15 protein-coding genes are annotated in these 19,104 nt (G+C 44.3%); 13 read left to right on the top strand and 2 right to left on the bottom strand.

The genetic code is table 11. The features are described 5' to 3' along the window. Positions 1 to 36: 36 nt before the first annotated feature. From IP485_RS03175 to IP485_RS03125, 11 genes are all read left to right on the top strand, one after another. Complete coding sequence (locus tag IP485_RS03175; protein WP_110922316.1) at positions 37 to 1,326, top strand: adenylosuccinate synthase; 1,290 nt, start codon at positions 37 to 39, stop codon at positions 1,324 to 1,326. A 342-nt stretch (positions 1,327 to 1,668) separates the two neighbouring features. Further along, entirely contained in the window at positions 1,669 to 2,100 is a 432-nt protein-coding gene (gene ndk, locus IP485_RS03170; RefSeq protein ID WP_194362836.1) for a nucleoside-diphosphate kinase, read from the top strand. A 385-nt stretch (positions 2,101 to 2,485) separates the two neighbouring features. Further along, the gene (gene rlmN, locus IP485_RS03165) at positions 2,486 to 3,715 is read left to right on the top strand and encodes a 23S rRNA (adenine(2503)-C(2))-methyltransferase RlmN (RefSeq protein WP_194362837.1); all 1,230 of its coding nucleotides are present in this window, start codon (positions 2,486 to 2,488) and stop codon (positions 3,713 to 3,715) included. A gap of 213 nt (positions 3,716 to 3,928) precedes the next feature. Next, entirely contained in the window at positions 3,929 to 4,864 is a 936-nt protein-coding gene (gene pilW / locus IP485_RS03160) for a type IV pilus biogenesis/stability protein PilW (protein ID WP_227686379.1), read from the top strand. Beyond that, positions 4,855 to 5,676, top strand: a complete 822-nt coding sequence (locus IP485_RS03155) for a helix-turn-helix domain-containing protein (RefSeq protein WP_227686378.1) — start codon at positions 4,855 to 4,857, stop codon at positions 5,674 to 5,676. The genes pilW and IP485_RS03155 overlap by 10 nt, the downstream gene beginning before the upstream one ends. Before the next feature lie 152 nt (positions 5,677 to 5,828). Continuing rightward, complete coding sequence (gene ispG / locus IP485_RS03150; protein ID WP_198325936.1) at positions 5,829 to 6,944, top strand: flavodoxin-dependent (E)-4-hydroxy-3-methylbut-2-enyl-diphosphate synthase; 1,116 nt, start codon at positions 5,829 to 5,831, stop codon at positions 6,942 to 6,944. Positions 6,945 to 7,015: 71 nt separating this feature from the next. After that, entirely contained in the window at positions 7,016 to 8,317 is a 1,302-nt protein-coding gene (gene hisS, locus IP485_RS03145) for a histidine--tRNA ligase (RefSeq protein WP_198325935.1), read from the top strand. 54 nt (positions 8,318 to 8,371) lie between these two features. Next, positions 8,372 to 9,166, top strand: a complete 795-nt coding sequence (locus IP485_RS03140) for a YfgM family protein (protein WP_198325934.1) — start codon at positions 8,372 to 8,374, stop codon at positions 9,164 to 9,166. A 124-nt stretch (positions 9,167 to 9,290) separates the two neighbouring features. Continuing rightward, positions 9,291 to 10,499: an outer membrane protein assembly factor BamB gene (gene bamB / locus IP485_RS03135; protein ID WP_198325933.1), complete on the top strand. Its 1,209-nt coding sequence runs from the start codon at positions 9,291 to 9,293 to the stop codon at positions 10,497 to 10,499. Positions 10,500 to 10,868: 369 nt separating this feature from the next. Beyond that, entirely contained in the window at positions 10,869 to 12,290 is a 1,422-nt protein-coding gene (gene der / locus IP485_RS03130) for a ribosome biogenesis GTPase Der (RefSeq protein ID WP_194362842.1), read from the top strand. Between the two features lie 203 nt (positions 12,291 to 12,493). Beyond that, entirely contained in the window at positions 12,494 to 14,449 is a 1,956-nt protein-coding gene (locus IP485_RS03125; RefSeq protein WP_198325932.1) for a sensor histidine kinase, read from the top strand. Between the two features lie 180 nt (positions 14,450 to 14,629). Here the strand turns inward: IP485_RS03125 and IP485_RS03120 are convergent, their stop codons facing one another. Both IP485_RS03120 and IP485_RS03115 read right to left on the bottom strand, forming a co-directional pair. After that, positions 14,630 to 15,796, bottom strand: a complete 1,167-nt coding sequence (locus IP485_RS03120; protein ID WP_194362844.1) for a D-alanyl-D-alanine carboxypeptidase family protein — start codon at positions 15,794 to 15,796, stop codon at positions 14,630 to 14,632. A 663-nt stretch (positions 15,797 to 16,459) separates the two neighbouring features. Next, positions 16,460 to 16,804 carry an MCR_0457 family protein gene (locus tag IP485_RS03115; RefSeq protein WP_227680515.1) on the bottom strand — a complete coding sequence of 115 codons (345 nt, stop codon included), beginning with the start codon at positions 16,802 to 16,804 and terminating at the stop codon, positions 16,460 to 16,462. A 357-nt stretch (positions 16,805 to 17,161) separates the two neighbouring features. Here IP485_RS03115 and surE point away from each other — a divergent pair, with 357 nt between their 5' ends. Both surE and IP485_RS03105 read left to right on the top strand, forming a co-directional pair. Beyond that, a complete protein-coding gene (surE, locus tag IP485_RS03110; protein ID WP_198325931.1) occupies positions 17,162 to 18,031 on the top strand; it encodes a 5'/3'-nucleotidase SurE in 870 nt (289 codons plus the stop codon). A 217-nt stretch (positions 18,032 to 18,248) separates the two neighbouring features. After that, the gene (locus IP485_RS03105; RefSeq protein ID WP_198325930.1) at positions 18,249 to 19,037 is read left to right on the top strand and encodes a M23 family metallopeptidase; all 789 of its coding nucleotides are present in this window, start codon (positions 18,249 to 18,251) and stop codon (positions 19,035 to 19,037) included. Positions 19,038 to 19,104: the final 67 nt, after the last annotated feature.

Genomic DNA, 19,104 nt, shown 5'->3' with positions numbered 1-19,104 from the left:
TGCACACACCTCAATACATAAAGGTAAGGATTGATCATGGGTAAGAATGTCGTAGTTTTGGGTAGCCAATGGGGCGATGAAGGTAAAGGTAAAATCGTTGATTTACTAACCGAAAAAGCCTCAGCAGTCGCGCGCTTTCAAGGTGGCCATAACGCTGGTCACACGTTAGTTGTCGATGGCAAAACCACCGTCCTGCATTTAATCCCATCAGGTATCTTGCGTGAAGGCGTGACGTGCTTCATCGGTAACGGCGTCGTATTAGCCCCTGACGCACTGCTAAAAGAGATGAAAGAGCTAGAAGACAACAACGTACCAGTACGTGAGCGTCTGCGCATCTCTCCTAACTGCCCACTAATCATGCCATATCACGTAGCGCTTGACCAAGCTCGCGAAGCCAAACGTGGCAGCGGCAAAATCGGTACGACAGGTCGTGGTATCGGTCCTGCGTACGAAGACAAAGTCGCACGCCGTGCCATCAAGCTTGCTGACTTGTTCCGTGAAGATTTAGAAGAAAAACTACGTAACCTAATCGAATATCATAACTTCCAACTGACTCAGTATTATAAAGTTGAAGCGATTGATTTTGATGAAACACTTAAGCTTTGTAAAGAATGGAAAGAAGAGATTAAGGGTATGGTTACTGATGTAACTGAAGACCTAAATCAATTGCGTCTTGCTGGTGAAAACCTAATGTTTGAAGGTGCTCAAGGTACGCTACTTGATATCGATCATGGTACTTATCCGTTTGTGACCAGCTCAAGTGTAACCGCTGGTGGCGTGTCTACTGGTACGGGTATCGGTCCATTATATTTAGATTACGTACTGGGTATCACCAAAGCTTACACCACACGTGTTGGTAGTGGCCCGTTCCCAACTGAATTGTTTGATGATGTTGGTGCTCATTTGGCCAAAGTTGGTCATGAATTTGGTGCGACCACTGGTCGTGCGCGTCGCTGTGGTTGGTTCGATGCTGAAGCATTACGCCGTGCTGTGGTACTGAACTCTATGTCAGGTATTTGCTTGACTAAGCTTGACGTACTAGATGGTCTTGAAGAGCTGCTAATCGGTGTGGGTTACAACCTACCTGAGACTGAGTGTGCAGGCGCACATGATGCTGAGTTCTATGAGTCAGTTACGCCTAAGTACGAAACCATGCAAGGCTGGAGTGAGTCAACCGTTGGTGTAACCAACTATGACGACCTACCAGAGAACGCTAAAAAATACATCAAACGTATCGAAGCATTGATTGGTTGCCCTGTTGATATCATCTCAACTGGTCCTGATCGTGAAGAGACTATCGTATTGCGTGACCCATACGACGCATAATTGCAGTAATATCTTTATATTTGTTTCACTATTAATAGCTAGATTGATTGATAAGACCCTAGTGCTCAGCACTGGGGTTTTTGCTTTTTTCAGAATTCATAGCATTATCAACCATTAATGCATAATAAATTTACTTTTATGCAAGGTATGGTCATAAATTAGCCCTATCATTTATGGTCTTAATCATTATAATAGGCAGCAATCCTATGTTGGCGCTCAGGTTTTAGATTTAACTAACAATGAGTTAGTGAAGTCCGCCCAAGTCAACATTGTGGCTAAAGATAAAACAAAGCATTAACCCCTTCATTTTTTACCGAATTTATCATTTATTAGGAGCTTTTCATGGCTAACGAACGTACTTTATCTATCATCAAACCTGACGCAGTTGCTGGCAACCACATTGGTGCTATCTACAGTCGTTTTGAGCAAGCGGGTCTAAAAATCGTTGCAGCTAAAATGATGCAACTTGATGATGAAAAAGCAGGCGGTTTCTACGCTGAGCACGCTGAGCGTCCATTTTACAATGATCTAAAATCGTTCATGATGTCAGGTCCAGTACTAGTATCAGTACTAGAAGGCGAAAACGCTATCGCTCAACATCGCGAAATCATGGGCGCTACTAACCCAAAAGACGCTGCTGAAGGCACTATCCGTGCAGACTTCGCTAGCAGCATCGATGAAAACGCAGTACATGGTTCAGATTCTGCAGAATCAGCAGCACGTGAAATCAGCTACTTCTTCAGCGATGATGAAGTATGTGCACGTACGCGCTAATAGCAGCGATTATTAATGTCAGCTAATATTTAGCATATTGATTGTTAATAATTGTTTTTGCAAGACGGCTTATATCTTATGGGTATAGGCCGTTTTAATTAATTGCTCATGTGCAGCTTCGACTATATCTCCAACTTCGACTATAATAGAGCAAGCTGAATTGAAATCAGTCATGATTTGCCTCATTATCTTATATTAGTCAGCATTATCAATCCTTTGTCAGCATTGTTTTACTGGATTTTTGCCAGCCATTTGGTAAAACTGATTGTCCAAAAATATACGCTCACAAAGGATTGCTCATGCATTCATGCCATATCTATGTACGGCAAAGCTCATATCAATAATTGCACCGCTTATCTAAGCTCATGCAAAAAGGTTACCTATTATGTCCACTGTTCAAGCTCCTACTCAACACGTACCTGCCAAACTTACTGATAGCATTAAGCTGGTAGACGAAGCGCACGCAAAGACCAATCTACTTGGCATGACGCAAGCGCAACTGGCTGACTACTTCAAAAGTATCGGCGAAAAACCGTTCCGTGCCACGCAGGTGGTGAGATGGATATATCAGCAAGGCGTGACGGATTTTGAGCAAATGACTAACTTGAGCAAATCATTGCGTGATAAATTGTCGCTCAATGCTTGTGTGGTGCCGCCAAAAGTGATTCATCGTCAATATAGCGATGATGGTACACGTAAGTGGGTGTTTGAAGTTACTGGTGGCTCATTGGTTGAGACCGTTCTTATTCCTGCAGATGACAGCAAATTGAACGGTCGTAAGACATTATGTGTGTCTTCACAAGTCGGCTGTGCGCTGGACTGTAGTTTTTGTAGTACCGGCAAGCAAGGGTTTGAGCGTGACTTAACTGCTGCTGAGATTATCGGTCAGTTGTGGGTGGCCAATGCGTCTTATATGACTGACGAAAATGACAGCTTAGAAAACGTCGATCATAGCCTATGGGAAAATAACGTCACCAACGTTGTGATGATGGGTATGGGCGAACCGCTATTGAATTATAAACCAGTGGTTGGCTCAATGGAGCTGATGCTCAGCGATCATGCTTACGGTTTGTCAAAGCGTCGCGTCACATTATCGACCTCAGGCGTCGTACCTAAGATGTATCAGCTGGCGCAAGATATCGACGTGGCATTGGCCATTTCATTACATGCACCCAACGATGAGCTACGTAATGAGTTGGTGCCGATTAATAAAAAATATCCGTTAGAAGAGCTGATCGCTGCGGCAAAAAACTATGTGTTTGACGTTAATCCGCGTCACAAAAAACATGTCACGATTGAGTATGTGATGCTTGATGGCGTCAATGACAGCAATGAGCATGCTCACCAGTTGGTTGCGTTATTGGAAGGGCTACCAAGTAAGATTAACCTTATTCCGTTCAATCCGTTCCCGCATGCAAACTATGACAAATCAAGCAACAATCGTATTCATGCGTTTAGCAACATATTGAGCGAAGCAGGTTTTGTTTGTACCATTCGTCAAACCCGCGGTGATGACATTGATGCGGCCTGTGGCCAATTGGTTGGGCAAGTGGCGGATCGTACTAGACGCTCAGCCGCATGGCAGCAAAGCATCAAAGACCGTGAAAACGTTTAGGGGATTCATCAGAAGATAGCCTTAATATCTGATTTGGTATGGATTTTTAACTCTCTTTTATCTGTCGCAACGGTAATGAAAATGTATCAATAACGGTCAAGGTGGAATAAGGGCGCAATTAGTCACAACTAAATTGTACTTATAGGGGTTAAATCTATTAAACTGATGCCTCGAGGATCGAACGCATTGAATCACAGTTTTATGATGGCGGCTATGATGACTTCTAAAAATTCTTGTCAGTTCAAATATCAAAAAACATTTTTTAATCGTCACAAGCGAGCAGATGCATCGACTGACCGAGCCATGATGTCAAAGCCGGTTATCTTAGTGGCAACAATTGCTGGACTGCTGCTGAGCGGTTGTCAAACCACAACGTCTAATGATTTGACTAGCAGCACGCCTTATCAGACATCGACTCGGCCCAGTGATGATCGCAACTTGGATCAGCAAGAGATTGCTCGTGTACGTACGTCACTTGCGGCTCAATATATCCGCAAAAATGAGCTTGATACGGCGCAGCGTCAGCTTGAAAAAGCCTTTGCTGCCGATAGCCGTTACGCGCCAGCCTATGATATGATGGGTGTTTTGCTGCAACAAGAAGGCAGCCGCATCAATCTTGCAAAGGCCGATGAGTACTTTAAAAAAGCCATCGCACTCGATAAAGAGTTTGTGCAAGCACACAATAATTATGGTGTTTATTTATCACAGACAAAACGTTATCGTGAGGCGGCAGAGCAGTTCGAGATTGCAGGGGCGTCGCTTGGCTATGAAGGCCGTATCGGTGCGTTAGAGAATCTCGGGCGTACTTATCTTCAGCTAAAGGACAATAGCGCCGCTGCCAAAGCATTTTTGCGGGCACTCGATGGCAATCGCAGTAGCATTATCGCCCATATCGAATTGGTCGATTTGTTGCTAGAGCAGCAGCGTGTGCCGCAAGCCCAGCGGCTATATGATGAGACGTTGATGCTAGTGCAAGGGCAGGGTATAAGCCCGCGTTTGCTGTTACAAGGTATCAAGCTTGCTGCAGCGCAAAACAACATAACAACACGCCAGCAATTGGCACACAACCTTTTATCCGCTTATCCACTCAGTGATGAAGCGAAACAACTTAAGACTTGGCTGAATAATCCAGAGGCACCATGGAAATGACCACCCCATCATCGAATACTCAATCTAACGCTCAGGGATCATTTGGTGCCGTGTTGCAGCAAGCCCGTAAACATAAGAAAGTGAGCTTAGAGGAGGTAGCAGCCGAGCTGTTTATCCTCAAGCGTCATCTAGAAGCCTTAGAGACCGAAAACTTTACTGAGTTGCCGCAAGCTGCCTTTGCTCGCGGTTTTGCGATTAACTACGCCAAATACTTGGGTCTTGATTCTGCAAAAATCGCTAGCAGTTTTGATACCGCTTATCCCAAAGAGCTCAAGGCTAAATCGATTAATAATACCAATACGCCACTGCGTCCAATGGGCACTTTGCAGCGTGACACGCACAATCGCATTCGTTTTAACCCGCTACTGATTTTAGGGGTTATCGGGCTTATTATCTTGGCCGTATTTTTATTCCGTATGGTGAGTAATGCCAGTCAAGAAAATAACGCGGAGCCAGTGTCTACGGTTGAGGACATATCCGCTATCGAGCAAGCTCAAGGGGCGGCCATTAATATCGATAACGATACCAATGGCGTTGGTGCCTCTGGCTCTGCATTGAACCTAGGAGATGCTGGTACTGCGTTCTTGAATATGAAGCTGACAGCCGATGCAGTGGTTAGTATCACTGATGCGTCTGGTAACAGTTTGATAAGTGGTGCTCAGACCGCTGGTGATTACGATTTATCAGGGACGCCGCCGTTCAATGTGCAAATTGACAATATCGACAACGTCAGTTTGATGCTTAATCAGCAAGCCGTCGCGTTAGAGACTTACGCCACAGATAAGCAAGCGACTTTTGAGTTAACCCCATAATGTTAGCCTGACGTGAGTTGCCAATTTTAATGGCAAGTTTCAGTCGCTAACCTATGTGGTTTTTAGTACAGCGATGCTATTTATACACTGTTGATACGCTGATTTTCGTGCATTACCCTGTGTTTTTTTATTTTTGTTTGAAGGATTTATGTATGTCAATGCCATCGCCTATTAATCGTCGTTTGACCAAAAAAATATATGTCGGTGATGTCGCGGTTGGTGGTGATGCGCCAATCAGCGTCCAAAGTATGACCAACACAGATACTTGCGACGTGGCAGCGACGGTGGCTCAGATTGAGCGCTGCGTTGAAGCTGGTGCTGATCTGATGCGGGTCTCTACACCGACGATGGATACGGTCAAGGCCTTCGGTGAGATTCGCAAGCTTGTGAGCGTACCTCTGATTGCAGATGTGCATTTCGATCATAAAATTGCATTGGCCGTTGCCGAAGCCGGTGCCGACTGTCTGCGCATCAACCCGGGTAACATCGGTAGCGATGCCAAAGTACGTGAAGTGGTCGCTTGTGCCAAATATCACAATATTCCCATTCGTATTGGCGTCAACGCAGGCTCTCTAGAAAAAGACATTCAGCGTAAGTATACCGAGCCGACCGGCGAGGCAATGCTTGAATCAGCGATGCGTCACATTGACATTTTAGAACGTCTCAATTTTGATCAGTACAAAGTGTCTGTTAAAGCCAGTAATGTGTTCTTGACATTGGATGCGTATCGTCTGATCTCTGCGCAAATTGACAACCCATTACATTTGGGTGTGACCGAAGCGGGTGTATACCGTACTGGTGCGGTCAAATCTGCCATTGCCCTTGGTGGTCTTTTGCTTGATGGTATTGGCGATACCATTCGTATCTCACTGGCAGCAGAGCCTGAAGAAGAGATTAAGATTGGTTTTGATATTTTAAAATCGCTGAATATTCGCTCTAATGGCGTAAACTTCATTGCTTGTCCAAGCTGCTCACGTCAAGAGTTTGACGTCATTAGAGTTATGACAGCATTAGAGTCACGTTTAGAAGACATTCGTGAACCGATGAATCTGTCTGTGATTGGTTGCAAGGTAAATGGCCCAGGAGAGGCAAAAGAGGCAGATATCGGTATCGTTGGCGCGGCTCCGCGTTCATTGGTATACCATATGGGCCAAAAAAGCCACCTAATCGATACCGACAATTTGGTCGACGAGATAGAAAGTATGGTACGCGCCCATGCAGAAGACCTGGCTAAAAAGCGAGAGAATGAGATCATTCGCGTTAGATAAGCCAGATGCTCACTCATATATAGACAATAAAGATAAAAATATCTGTTAAATTTTAAGGACATAACCGTACCATGATCAAAGCTATTAAAGGGTTCAATGATATTTTGCCTAACCAATCAGCAAAATGGCTGCATCTAGAAGCAATATTGGCTGATGTACTGGGTAGATACGGTTATGAGCATATTCGTTTGCCTATCGTTGAGCAGACGGATTTATTTGCACGTGCGATTGGCGGTGCAACTGATATCGTCGAAAAAGAGATGTATAGCTTTACTGACAAATCAGATCCACCAACGCCATTGGCATTACGTCCTGAAGGGACGGCAGGGGCGGTACGTGCGGTCATCGAGCATAATTTGCTACGTGGCGATACGCCAAAATTATGGTACATCGGTCCTATGTTCCGTTACGAGCGTCCGCAAAAAGGCCGCTATCGTCAGTTTCATCAGTTGGGTGTGGAGAGCTTTGGTAGTGCGCTACCAGACGCTGATGCTGAGCTGATTGCGATGACGCACCTCATGTGGCAAGAGTTAGGCTTGAGCGATGAGATGCATCTGCAATTAAATAGCTTGGGTGAGCTGGATGAGCGCCATGCATATCGCCAAGCCTTGGTTGAGTATTTGACAGATAAAAAAGACCAGTTGGATGAAGACAGTCAACGCCGTCTGACCACCAATCCGCTACGTATCTTAGACAGTAAAGAAGCAAGCACCCAAGCCTTATTAGTTGACGCGCCAAAACTGGCTGAATTTTTGGGTGAAGAGAGCGTGGCGCACTTTGAGCAAGTACAGTCCTATCTAACAGCGCTTGGTATTACTTTTGAGATCAACCCGCATTTGGTACGTGGTCTAGACTATTATAATAAAACGGTTTTTGAGTGGGTGACTGATAAGCTTGGTAGCCAAGCGACCGTTTGTGCGGGTGGTCGCTATGACGGCTTGATCGGACAACTAAAGTCTATTGGCAAAAATGACGATCAGTCAGACAAAAAGCCTGTAAAATCTGAGCCTGCTGTTGGCTTTGCGATGGGTCTTGAGCGTTTATTACTATTGATGGAAGTGGTGGCACCGATTGATGATGTCCCTGCTTGTGATGTGTTTGTTGTCGCTCATCCAGAGGTATACAGTGCAGGTGTTGGTTACGCGCAAAATTTACGCTATAGTCGCCCAGATGTGCGAGTAAAAATGGCGAGCGCCACCAGTTTAAAAGCACAAATGAAAAAAGCGGATAAATCCGGTGCTGCATTGACCATCATCATCGCTCAGCAAGAGATTGATGATAATACGATCAGCATTAAAGACATGCAAACAGGTGAGCAAAAAACGGTTGCACAAGACTGGCTGTCTAATAAAGACAACTTTTTAGGTCAGTAATCGGTTTAGGCTTTCGCATCCGCACCTCAATGTAAATTTATCAGGTAAACACATATGGCTTTGACCCCTAATTCGCCGAATGCAGACAACTCCATGCAAGCGTTAAAACAGTATGGCAGTTATATTCTTACTGCTATTTTGGTGGCACTGGCCGCCTATTTTGGTTGGACTTACTGGCAAAACAATCATGCAAGAGTAGATACGGTTGCCGCCGATCAGTATGCAGACATTCAGCGATTGAATGAAGAGGTCAATTTGGCTTCACAAAACCCAGATTTAGAAGCAGAAGCCCAAGCGTCTTTAAAACAAAGCCGTGGCCAATTGGACAAAGATATCGACGCTTTGGTCAGTACCCATGGTGAGTCAATCTATGCCTGGCAAGCACTGATGATTAAAGCCCGTCAGCAAGTAGACAGTGATGATTTTACTGCTGCTACTGAGACATTCAAGAAAGCCTTGGCCATTGATTTGGGTGATGCCGGATTAGAAGCGATTACCCGTTTACGTTATGCCAAAACGCTATTGGCCACAGGTGATGCAGATGCGGCATTAGCAGAAGCTAAAAATGATATGCCAAGCTCATTTGAAGCCAGTCAACAAGAGCTACTAGGTGATATTTACCTAGTACAAGACAATAAAGACTCAGCCATCAAATCTTATAACAATGCGTGGAAGCTACTAAGCAGCCGTCAAGAAACGCGTGCAGTACTGGCATTGAAGATGGAAAGTTTGGGTCTGTCTCCTGAACCCATTGCTGAGCAAACCGCCCTTATTCAAGAGTCCGCTGCTATTGAACAGCCACTAGTGGTAGACAGCTCAGAAAGCACTACTAACGAAGGCGCTCAGTAAGTCAGTAGAATAGTATTGAGCATTGGTAATCATTTAACGTTTTTTGCCTATGACCCAATGATGACTGATTTGCTATCGGCCCATTCATCAATTAATAATAATTTATTTGTAGTGAGAACATATAATGACTCAATCTATTCGCTCTAACAACATGCTCAATATGAAAACCATTAAAACCACTGCTATGCATGTCGCGGTACTGGCTGTCATGAGTACGGCAGTCATTGGGTGTACCCGAGGCATTAAGCCAGTGGTCAACGATCCGGTCAAATTGGTACAAATCGCTCAACCGATCAGCGTGTTACAGCCAGTTTTTAGCACTGATGTTGGCAATAAAAAAGCCAGTAAAAAAGACCCATTGAACTTGCAAGTGGGTTATGCCAATGGTCAAATCGTGACAGCATCGCGTGGCGGTAAGCTAACAGGATTTAATGCCACAGGCGAGCGTGTATGGTCTATCAATGTTGACGAGCAAATCACAGGCGGTGTCGCTGTGGATGCACTCAGTCAAACGGCAGTGGTCAGTACTCGCAGTGGTAAAATACTGGCATTTGATAGTGCCACTGGTGTAAAACGCTGGCAGCACCAGTTATCAGGTTCTGTATTAACACCTGCACTGATCGCCAATAACCGTGTGGTACTGTCTGCAAATGATGGTTTTTTACATGGTCTATCACTGCAAACAGGGCAGTCGGTATGGCAGTTTGCGACCCAGCTCCCTACCATCAGTGTGCGCGGCAGTGCTGCTCCCACTTTACTAGACAACCAAACGGCTTTATTGGCGACGGCTGATGGCCGATTGCATGCAATTACCATTGATAATGGTCTGCCGCAGTGGTCAAGACGTGTTGGCATTGGTACTGGTAGCAGTGAAGTTGAGCGCATGAGCGATGTGGATGGTATGCCTATCGTTGACAAGAACCAGCTGTTTGCAATCAGCTACAGCGGCCAGTTGCTAGGAATAGATCTAGCATCGCGTCAAGTGATGTTCGTTAATGAATTGGCTAGCCTAAACGCCTTGGCAGTGAACCCAAAGCAAGTGATTGCTACGAGCTTAGAGGGTAAAGTCATTGCTTATGATCGTACTAGTGGCGAGACCTTATGGGAAAGCGAAGCACTGGCTTATCGTGATCTGACCAACCCTGTTATGATTGGCAACTACATTGCCGTTGGCGATCTAGATGGTGTGATACATTTATTTGATCCTGCCACTGGTAACATCGTTAGCCGTGTCGAGACAAAAGGGGCGTTGACCAGCTTGCAAGTACAAGGTAGCCGTTTGATGACTCAGAGTACATCAGGGCAAGTCGCTATCTGGCAACTGACGCGCTAATAAATGAGCAAGTAAGACCTTGAATAGATACAATCAAAATATGACCACTGATGGGTTATTTTGATAAAATTATTAAGTGCTGATACTTCTTATCGCTTTTTGTGACACAAACGCTGCTTAGTCAGCGTTTAGTGCCTTGTGTAAACTGCTTGTTTAACGACAGGCTTTCGCGTACTCTATGCGACCGATACGCCATAGGCGTTATCCATATATACTAAATTCAGCCGGTTTTTTAATTGTACAATAGCTGGCTATTGTTTCATCATTTTTTAATTTTCGGCCAAATATAACGCATCCATACTATTGTTGAACAACTGGTATAAGAATTGCTGTATTGTCCGTCATTATGCCTTTCACTGAGAGTAACCCATGAGTATCAAGCCTGTCGTCGCCCTAATTGGTCGTCCAAACGTCGGTAAATCTACCCTATTTAATCAGTTCACAAAAAGTCGGCAGGCATTGGTTGCTGATCTTTCAGGATTGACTCGTGACCGTCAATACGGTGATGCTACCTATGAAGATAAATCTTTTATTGTGGTAGATACTGGTGGTATTGGCGAAGCCGATGATGGCCAGGGTAATATTGATGATTATATGTCTGAGCAATCACATACCGCCATTCATGAAGCAGATATCATTGTATTTGTGGTTGATGCACGTGCTGGTATGATCGGCGCAGATGCCGAGATTGGCAAATTCTTGCATACCTTAGGTAAGCCTGTTTATGTGGTTGCCAATAAAGTCGATGGCGTCCATGACTCTGCGCCTGCAGAGTTCTATGCATTAGGATTGGGCGAACCGTATCCTATGGCTGCCAGCCATGGTCGCGGTGTGGGCAATCTGCTTGAAGTGTTGACCGCTGACATGCCTGAGCAACTGAACGTGGTAGAGCCAGCAGGCTTGAAACTTGCCATTATCGGTCGTCCAAACGTGGGTAAATCGACGCTCGTCAACCGTCTGTTGGGTGAAGATCGAGTCGTGGTATTCGATATGCCTGGTACGACACGTGACAGTATTTATATTCCTTATAAACGTGAAGGCAAAGACTACGTGTTGATTGATACCGCTGGTGTACGTCGCCGCGGTAAGATTGACGAAAAAGTAGAAAAGTTCTCAGTTATTAAAACCTTGCAGGCGATTGAAGATTCTAACGTCACCGTTATTGTTATCGATGCTCATGAAGGGATTGTCGATCAAGATTTGCACATGATTGGTTATGCCCTCGATGCAGGCCGTGCTCTAGTCGTTGCCATTAATAAGTGGGATGGTCTCACTCAAGATCAAAGAGACTATATTAAGATCGAAATGGATCGCCGTTTTAACTTTATTCCTTATGTAAAAATTCATCTGATATCGGCGCTGCATGGCACTGGTGTGGGCAATCTATATCCGTCTATCTTACGTGCTTACAAGTCTTCAATGTTTGAAGTATCGACCAATCGTTTGACTCAGATATTGCAAGATGCTGTCACAGCGAATCCACCGCCAACAGTGGCTGGTCGCCGTATCAAACTGCGTTACGCCCATATTGGTGGTCACAACCCACCGGTGATCGTGATTCATGGTAACCAAACCAGCTCGCTTCCTAAGAGCTATCAGCGTTATCTAGAAAACCAATTCCGCCAAGTGTTTAAGCTTGAAGGCACACCGCTTAACGTGATTCTCAAGCAGAATGACAATCCATATGCCAACAAGAGCGACACACCAACCAAAGCGAAGGCACAGCAACTGCGTCAGCGTGAACGTAACCGTACGCAAAAATTCACAACGAAAGACAAAAAGCCTCGTTAATTGTACAATTGACTGATGGATAATCTGTTTTACCGTGCTATTGAGTACGGTAAGACATACCCAAAATAGGGCTAAGTAACGCTGCAATTCTCATGCTGTCACTGAAATCAAAAATCAGTCGCAAAACGCCTAAATGTTTTTCTTATCACGCCTTCAAAATACCTGTACTATAAGTGAAAATTACCTCAAACCAGTAGAGTGATATGAACAGCCGTTCGTCTCAAACCATGCCCGTGCTTATTTGGCGCTCTGTCGTACAAGCTTTAGTTGTGGCTGTGTTGGCAGGTGTCTTACTGTCTTTTGTTTATGGCTTGGTACATCACTATCAAGATGAGCAGCGACATATCCAGCAATTAGCGGCGCTACTGACAACCAGTGCCTCAACTGTCGATGGTGCAAATGTGGTGGCTGAACAAGTAAATATTTTGTTAGAGAATGAGCCAACGATTCAAAGTATCGCTTTTTATTCAACCGCTCAGCCTATCAATGAGGTCAGTCCCTTACTCGATGACTGGAAAAATGCATTGTTTGCTGACACTGTCAGCTTTAACTACCCAGTGGTCAGTAAGTATATCGGCAACGCAGAGTCTAAACGTTCAGGCTCTCATCAACGACTAGAGACGGCTTTATTAGAACACAAGAGTGAGAGTACCGAAAAGACTGCATCAATCACTGATAGCACTGAAAACAGTACATTGATTGGTTATATCAACATCACGATAGATGTAAAAATACTACGGATGCACTGGTTTCGTAGCATCCTAGGGTTATGGCTGATAACCGTTACTTTGACAGTGCTCTTTGCACTATATATCTTCAGAAAACTTAACTGGCCTATCAGAGACATCGAAGCATTGGTCGCTGTCTGTAATACGGTAACAAAAAATCCAGAATTGGAACAATTACCCGTTATTCCGCAGCGTTTCAACTTTCAAGAAATGGTACAAATAAAACAAGCGTTGGTAGTGCTATTCAATCGACTACAAGACACCAAGCAAGGCTATGAAGCCCTTGCTGCCTTTGAGCAGCAATTGCACAATAAGGATGTGTCGCTTGATGTACAGCTGCACAACTTTCAAAGCATGATATCTCATGAATTAAAAACATCATTAAATGCAATTGTGGGTGGTTTGCAGTTATTAGATGATGATACCTTAAGCAACGAGCAAAAAGACGCGGTTGAAATCATCAGCAATGGCAGTGACAAACTGGTGCTATCACTGGATCATATTATCCAACTGAACCAAATTCAAAAAGGTCAAATAAGACTGCATACAAACGAGTTCAATCCACTACAACTGATTGCAGATCTTTTGGCGATATTTGAACCCATTGCCAATCAAAAAGGACTGCGACTGGTCAGTAACATTCATCATATAGACTACAGTCTGTATGGCGACTCAGGAAAAATCGAACAAGTTTTGTCTCTATTACTCAGTAATGCCATTAAGTTTACGCCAGCGGGGGACGTCACGATTACCTCGCAACTGACCCATTTTAGTAAGAGCAATCGTTGGCAGATCAGTGTCAAAGATACAGGCATTGGTATTGATAGTGAGCATATAGATGATATCTTCAATCCGTTCTTTCAGGTAGATTCATCACAAACTCGGCAGTATGAAGGGTCGGGTGTTGGGCTGCCTATCGTCAAGCAAATGACACAGCTTATGGGCGCTAGTATTGAGGTCGAGAGTATGTTGGGCATAGGCACTCAGTTTACGTTGACCATCGCCATGCCGAACCAACAGCAGTCTAGGCAGCAGCGTCTACTGACAGGTTTGAACATTATTTGTTTTTATCATCAAGAAATAGGATCGCTGGCAAGCGAGTTAGAATCTTTGGGGGCGACTGTTATCTGTCATCAGAATCCTCAACGGGTCATCGATGAGATGAGTAATAGCAAAATTGAGATGGTGATGTTCGCTGAGGATATTTTTCCAGATAAAGCGGAATTATTAGCCAAGCGTATTCGTGAATATGAACGTACCGAAAGTGACAAACGTGCCTTACTGATATATTGGTATCCGCAGCATCGAGTGCGTTATATGGACAGCTTTGAATACGGCTTAAAAGCGGCTGGTATTGATTACTGCCATAGCGCTGCTTATAAAGGCAAAGCCTTAGGTGATTTACTCAAGCGCTGGCTGGTATGGACATAATATCTGGTTCAAAAAATCTCATTAAATGAGGCGTTCTTGTATCGTCTGTACGCGTTAGATATCTTTATAGGGACTTTTATCTTAGACGCTGTTTAACGCTTGATTATCAATAAAAAAGACGCCTCAAATGAGGCGTCTTTTTGGCTTTATGATAAGCATCATGGACAGATAAACGACCTTTTAGAACAGGTTTTTTGCCCAGCGTACGACGCGTTGCCAAGTACGGCTCATAAATCCAGACTCTTCAACGTCGCTAGTTGCCACGATAGGAACAGAGGCAACTGCTTTACCATCGATAACGGCCATCATTTTGCCAATTTCTTGGCCTTTTTTGATGGGTGCTTCTAAGCTTTCAGGAATATCAACCACTGTCGTGATTTTATTCTTTTGCGTTTTGCTGGTCAAAATCTGTAAATTGTCACCAATAGCCAGCTCAACTTCATCCGCTTCCCCGAACCATACTGGGATTTTGCTAACAAATTGTCCAGCAGGTGCTTTAGTAACGGTAGTGAAGTGGCCAAAGCCCCAGTTCAATAATTCACGTGATTGATCAGCGCGTGCTTGCTGACTCTTGGTACCCATGATCACAGAAATCAGGCGCATGCCTTCGCGGTTACTAGAGGCGACCAAGCAATAACCTGCCGCATCGGTATGGCCAGTTTTTAGGCCATCGACAGTTGGATCAGTAATGAGCAAGGCGTTACGGTTACCTTGAGTAATACCGTTATAGGTAAACTCTTTTTCTGAATAGATACTGTAATAGTCGCCGCTATTTTTGATAATAGAGCGTGCCAGTTTGGCCAAATCCAAAGCAGAAGCCAAATGACCTTCATCAGGCATACCGGTCGCATTGACAAAATGAGAGTTCTCCATGCCAATCTTTTCTGCTTGTTCATTCATCAAGATAGCAAATGATGCTTCGCTACCAGCGATATGCTCAGCCATCGCTTTTGACGCGTCATTACCTGATTGAATGATAATACCGCGTAACATATCAATCACGCTGGCAGTTTTATTGACTGGCACATACATACAAGACTGGCTGCTACTGCCACGACACCAAGCGTTGGCACTCATCAGTACTTGCTCATCTTCTTTGAGATCACCTGATGCTAGGCGCTGCTCAATGATATAACTGGTCATCATTTTGGTTAGGGACGCTGGCGGTAGCGACTCGTTGGCGTTTTTCTGTGCCAAAATCTCACCAGTATTATAGTCCATCAATACATAGGCAGTATTATCCATCTCAGGTGGCTGTATGGCTGCGTTTGCCATCACTGCACTCATCGAGATACTTACACCAACTACCAGCTGTACTAGCTGATTTTTTACACGCTTTACTGTCATATATCATTACACCGCATCATGGAACCAAATGTATCTATCGCTTGTGCTCAATACCAATCTTCATACATTATTTTAAGCAGCATGTCTTAAACATCATGTCTAAAATAATGTATTAATGAAAACAGGGATGACTGTACGATAGACATAAAATTAACGCCTTATCTTAGCAAAATGCCAACCGATGGGGAATCGATAAATGCAAAAATAAGGCAGGATAAAAAAGAAAAGTGACGATCTATCAAGTGTTTGCTCTCATCTAAATATATGAGCTCTGATAAGAACGAATACTACACACACAAAAAAGCCTGCTGTAATGTTTATCAATGACAAACAGAATTACAGCAAGCTTTTTTCTTGTATCAATCAAAATAACAAGCGCCTCTTATTATTCTGATGAACACTTATTTAACCGCTCTAGCCAATACGATTATTTGTTTATTATCGTGGATTTGGACAACATGTATTCGGCCAAAGGTTCCGACAAACGCGTTTATGGATCATACTCTTGCGACTACAGTCATAGTGTTGACCAATCAACCAAGAAAAGAGGAAAAAAAGGGCACAAGTTAGAGTTAATAGTAAAAAATAGAACTAAAACATTTTAATGAGCGAAACCACAAATATAGAGGTCACTCAGAACTTATTACTATTCAGAAAAGGTTACTAGTAATCAGCGTTCGCCAAATCTTCACATAGTGCCTTATTGTCTTGCTTTGAGAAGCCCATAGTCCAGCTACGAATACCTTGTAGTATTTGGCGGTAATCTTGCTGTGTAGACAGGTATTGAATAGCTGCTTTAGGGTCTTCTAAAGAAGGCATTAGCTCATGCAGTTGTACCGTGTACGACTTATAAAACCGCTGTTTTTGCTTACCATTAAGCATCGGTGGGCATATCTCTGATAATACCTGCATGACGGCAATTTCATGTTTGGTAATATTGATACCAGACATATCCAGCGGAATAGTGGTCGCAGGATTATTTGCAGCATGAGATGCTTGAGCCAACATGGCAACAGACGTTATCAGTCCTGCAATCCCAATTTTCGAGGCAGTATTTGCTATCACAGAAGCTATAGATAATATCGATTGATTCTTCATTCAGGATGACACTCGCTTATCATTATTTGATGGTCATATGTTAATGGGTAAAAAAACAAAAGTCACATAAAATATTGATTTATGTGTAGATATCTTGTGAGCCAAGGGCATTTTTTAGAAACATATCAGTAGCATATACCAAGGAAGTTACGCCAATATAAGCGCATCGGTTTGTATTGTGCTTCGCGGTTGCTTATTGTAATCTGATGCCCTAGCATCAGTACCATAACAAAAAAATGTTCATCTGATATAACATATTGAGCCAACATGAAATTCTTAATTAGCAATGACGATGGGGTGTATGCACCAGGGCTGATGGCACTGTCGCAGGCGCTATCTGCCATCGGAGAGGTTGTGGTCGTGGCCCCAAATGATGAGCAAAGTGGCTATGCAAGTGCGTTAAGTGTCGCTAGGCCCTTGCACACCCATCGATTGCCTTCTGGTTTTATAGCGGTGAATGGCTCGCCAGCAGATTGTGTGCATTTGGCGCTGCATGAGCTGTACCGTGACACGCACTTTGATTGTGTGATTACTGGTATCAACTCAGGGGCTAATTTGGGTCAGGATGTGATGTTTTCGGGTACTTTTGGTGCAGCATTGACCGCGCAGCTCTTTGGCATACCTGCCATTGCCACCTCGTTAGTTGGTGGCGGTGTCAAAAGCGGTGGGCAGGAGTCAGCGAGTGATTATCAAATAGCGGCACATGAGATCGTGAAACTATTGAGCAATACGCCAATATTGAATATTCTCAAAAATTTGCCCTATCATGTATTAAACGTTAATATTCCTGATGTGAACAGTAGCAGTGATATCAAAGGTCAAAAAATCACCTCATTGGGGCATAAGCAGATCGCACAGCCTGTCCGTCATATGATTGACCCCCGCGGACGCGATGCATACTGGCTGTCTCTGCGTAAAGGCAAAAGTGACGCTCCATTACGCGAGCTAGCTGAGGCGTCTGGAGCACATGAAGTATCTGGGGCAAATAAAGGAATGCTCGAACATGAATGTTTGTCATCAGCGCAAGAGATGACGGATGATCAGGCAGTGGCTTTGGGTTATATCAGTCTCTCCCCAGTGCGACTGCATCATACCCCAGCCGACGCATTGTCCAAGCTCTCAGAGTTAGAATGGTAGGCTCAGCACGAGACAATCAACAAAAATATGAACGATGCCAATGAAAAATACGGTTTTTACTGTATGATTTATCAATCAGCTCAACCAGAGTGTAAAGCATCATGAAGATATCGCGCATTGAAGATGTCGAAAAGCTTTTAAGTGACCATTGATTGAATGGAAGAAATATCCTAGTAATACCACAATAGATAAGCGACACAAAGAATAGGAACCTTGTATGAAAAACATCATGACTGGATCACGTTTTGCAAAAGCGGCGTTGATCGGCACTATGGCAGTGGCGACGTTGACAGTGGTTGGCTGTGCAACCAAACCAACTTATCAATCAGCCAACCAAGCAGGTCCTAAAATCATCACCAACGCGCAAGGCGTTCCTAACTACCACCGTGTTCAGCGCGGCGATACGGTCAGTCAGATTGCGGCACGCTATCGTCTTAACTATCGCCAAATCGGTGCGATGAATGGCCTAGATAGTAAATATACGATCTATAGTGGTCAATGGCTCAAACTGTGGCAGGGCAACGCTGTACCAGCCTCGAATAATAACAGCTACAGTGCACCAGCACAGTCGCAAACGACTTATACACCGCCTGTGACACAGACGCCAACGCCAGTATATGAAGTGACGGCCAATGCAACCTCAGGTTATGAGTATCCTAGTAGCAACCAAGTGACTCGCAACTTCGATGCCGCTGCTGGCAATATGGGCATATGGTTTGCTGGGAACATGGGTGACCCAGTACTGGCCAGCCAATCAGGAACGGTGCTTTATTCAGGCAATGGCCTCACAGAATACGGCAATTTGATCATGATTCGCCACAGTGATAACTACATCACAGCCTACGCGCACAACAGTCAGCTACTGGTCAAAGAGGGCGACGCGGTACAGCGTGGCCAGCGTATTGCCAATATGGGCAGCAGTGGTCAGACCAATCAAGTGGGCCTAGAGTTTCAAGTTCGCTTAAATGGCAATCCAATTGACCCACGTGCGGTACTTGGACGTTAATGTTGAGGTAGGGTCGCTGATGGCTTGGCGACCTTAAGCCATTTTATTTACTCATGTTTGAGACTTT

The organism is Psychrobacter sp. NG27, assembly GCF_016106655.1.
GTDB lineage: Bacteria > Pseudomonadota > Gammaproteobacteria > Pseudomonadales > Moraxellaceae > Psychrobacter.
The sequence above is the reverse complement of the archived record's forward strand: the minus strand, read 5'-3'. Positions and strand labels throughout refer to the sequence as shown.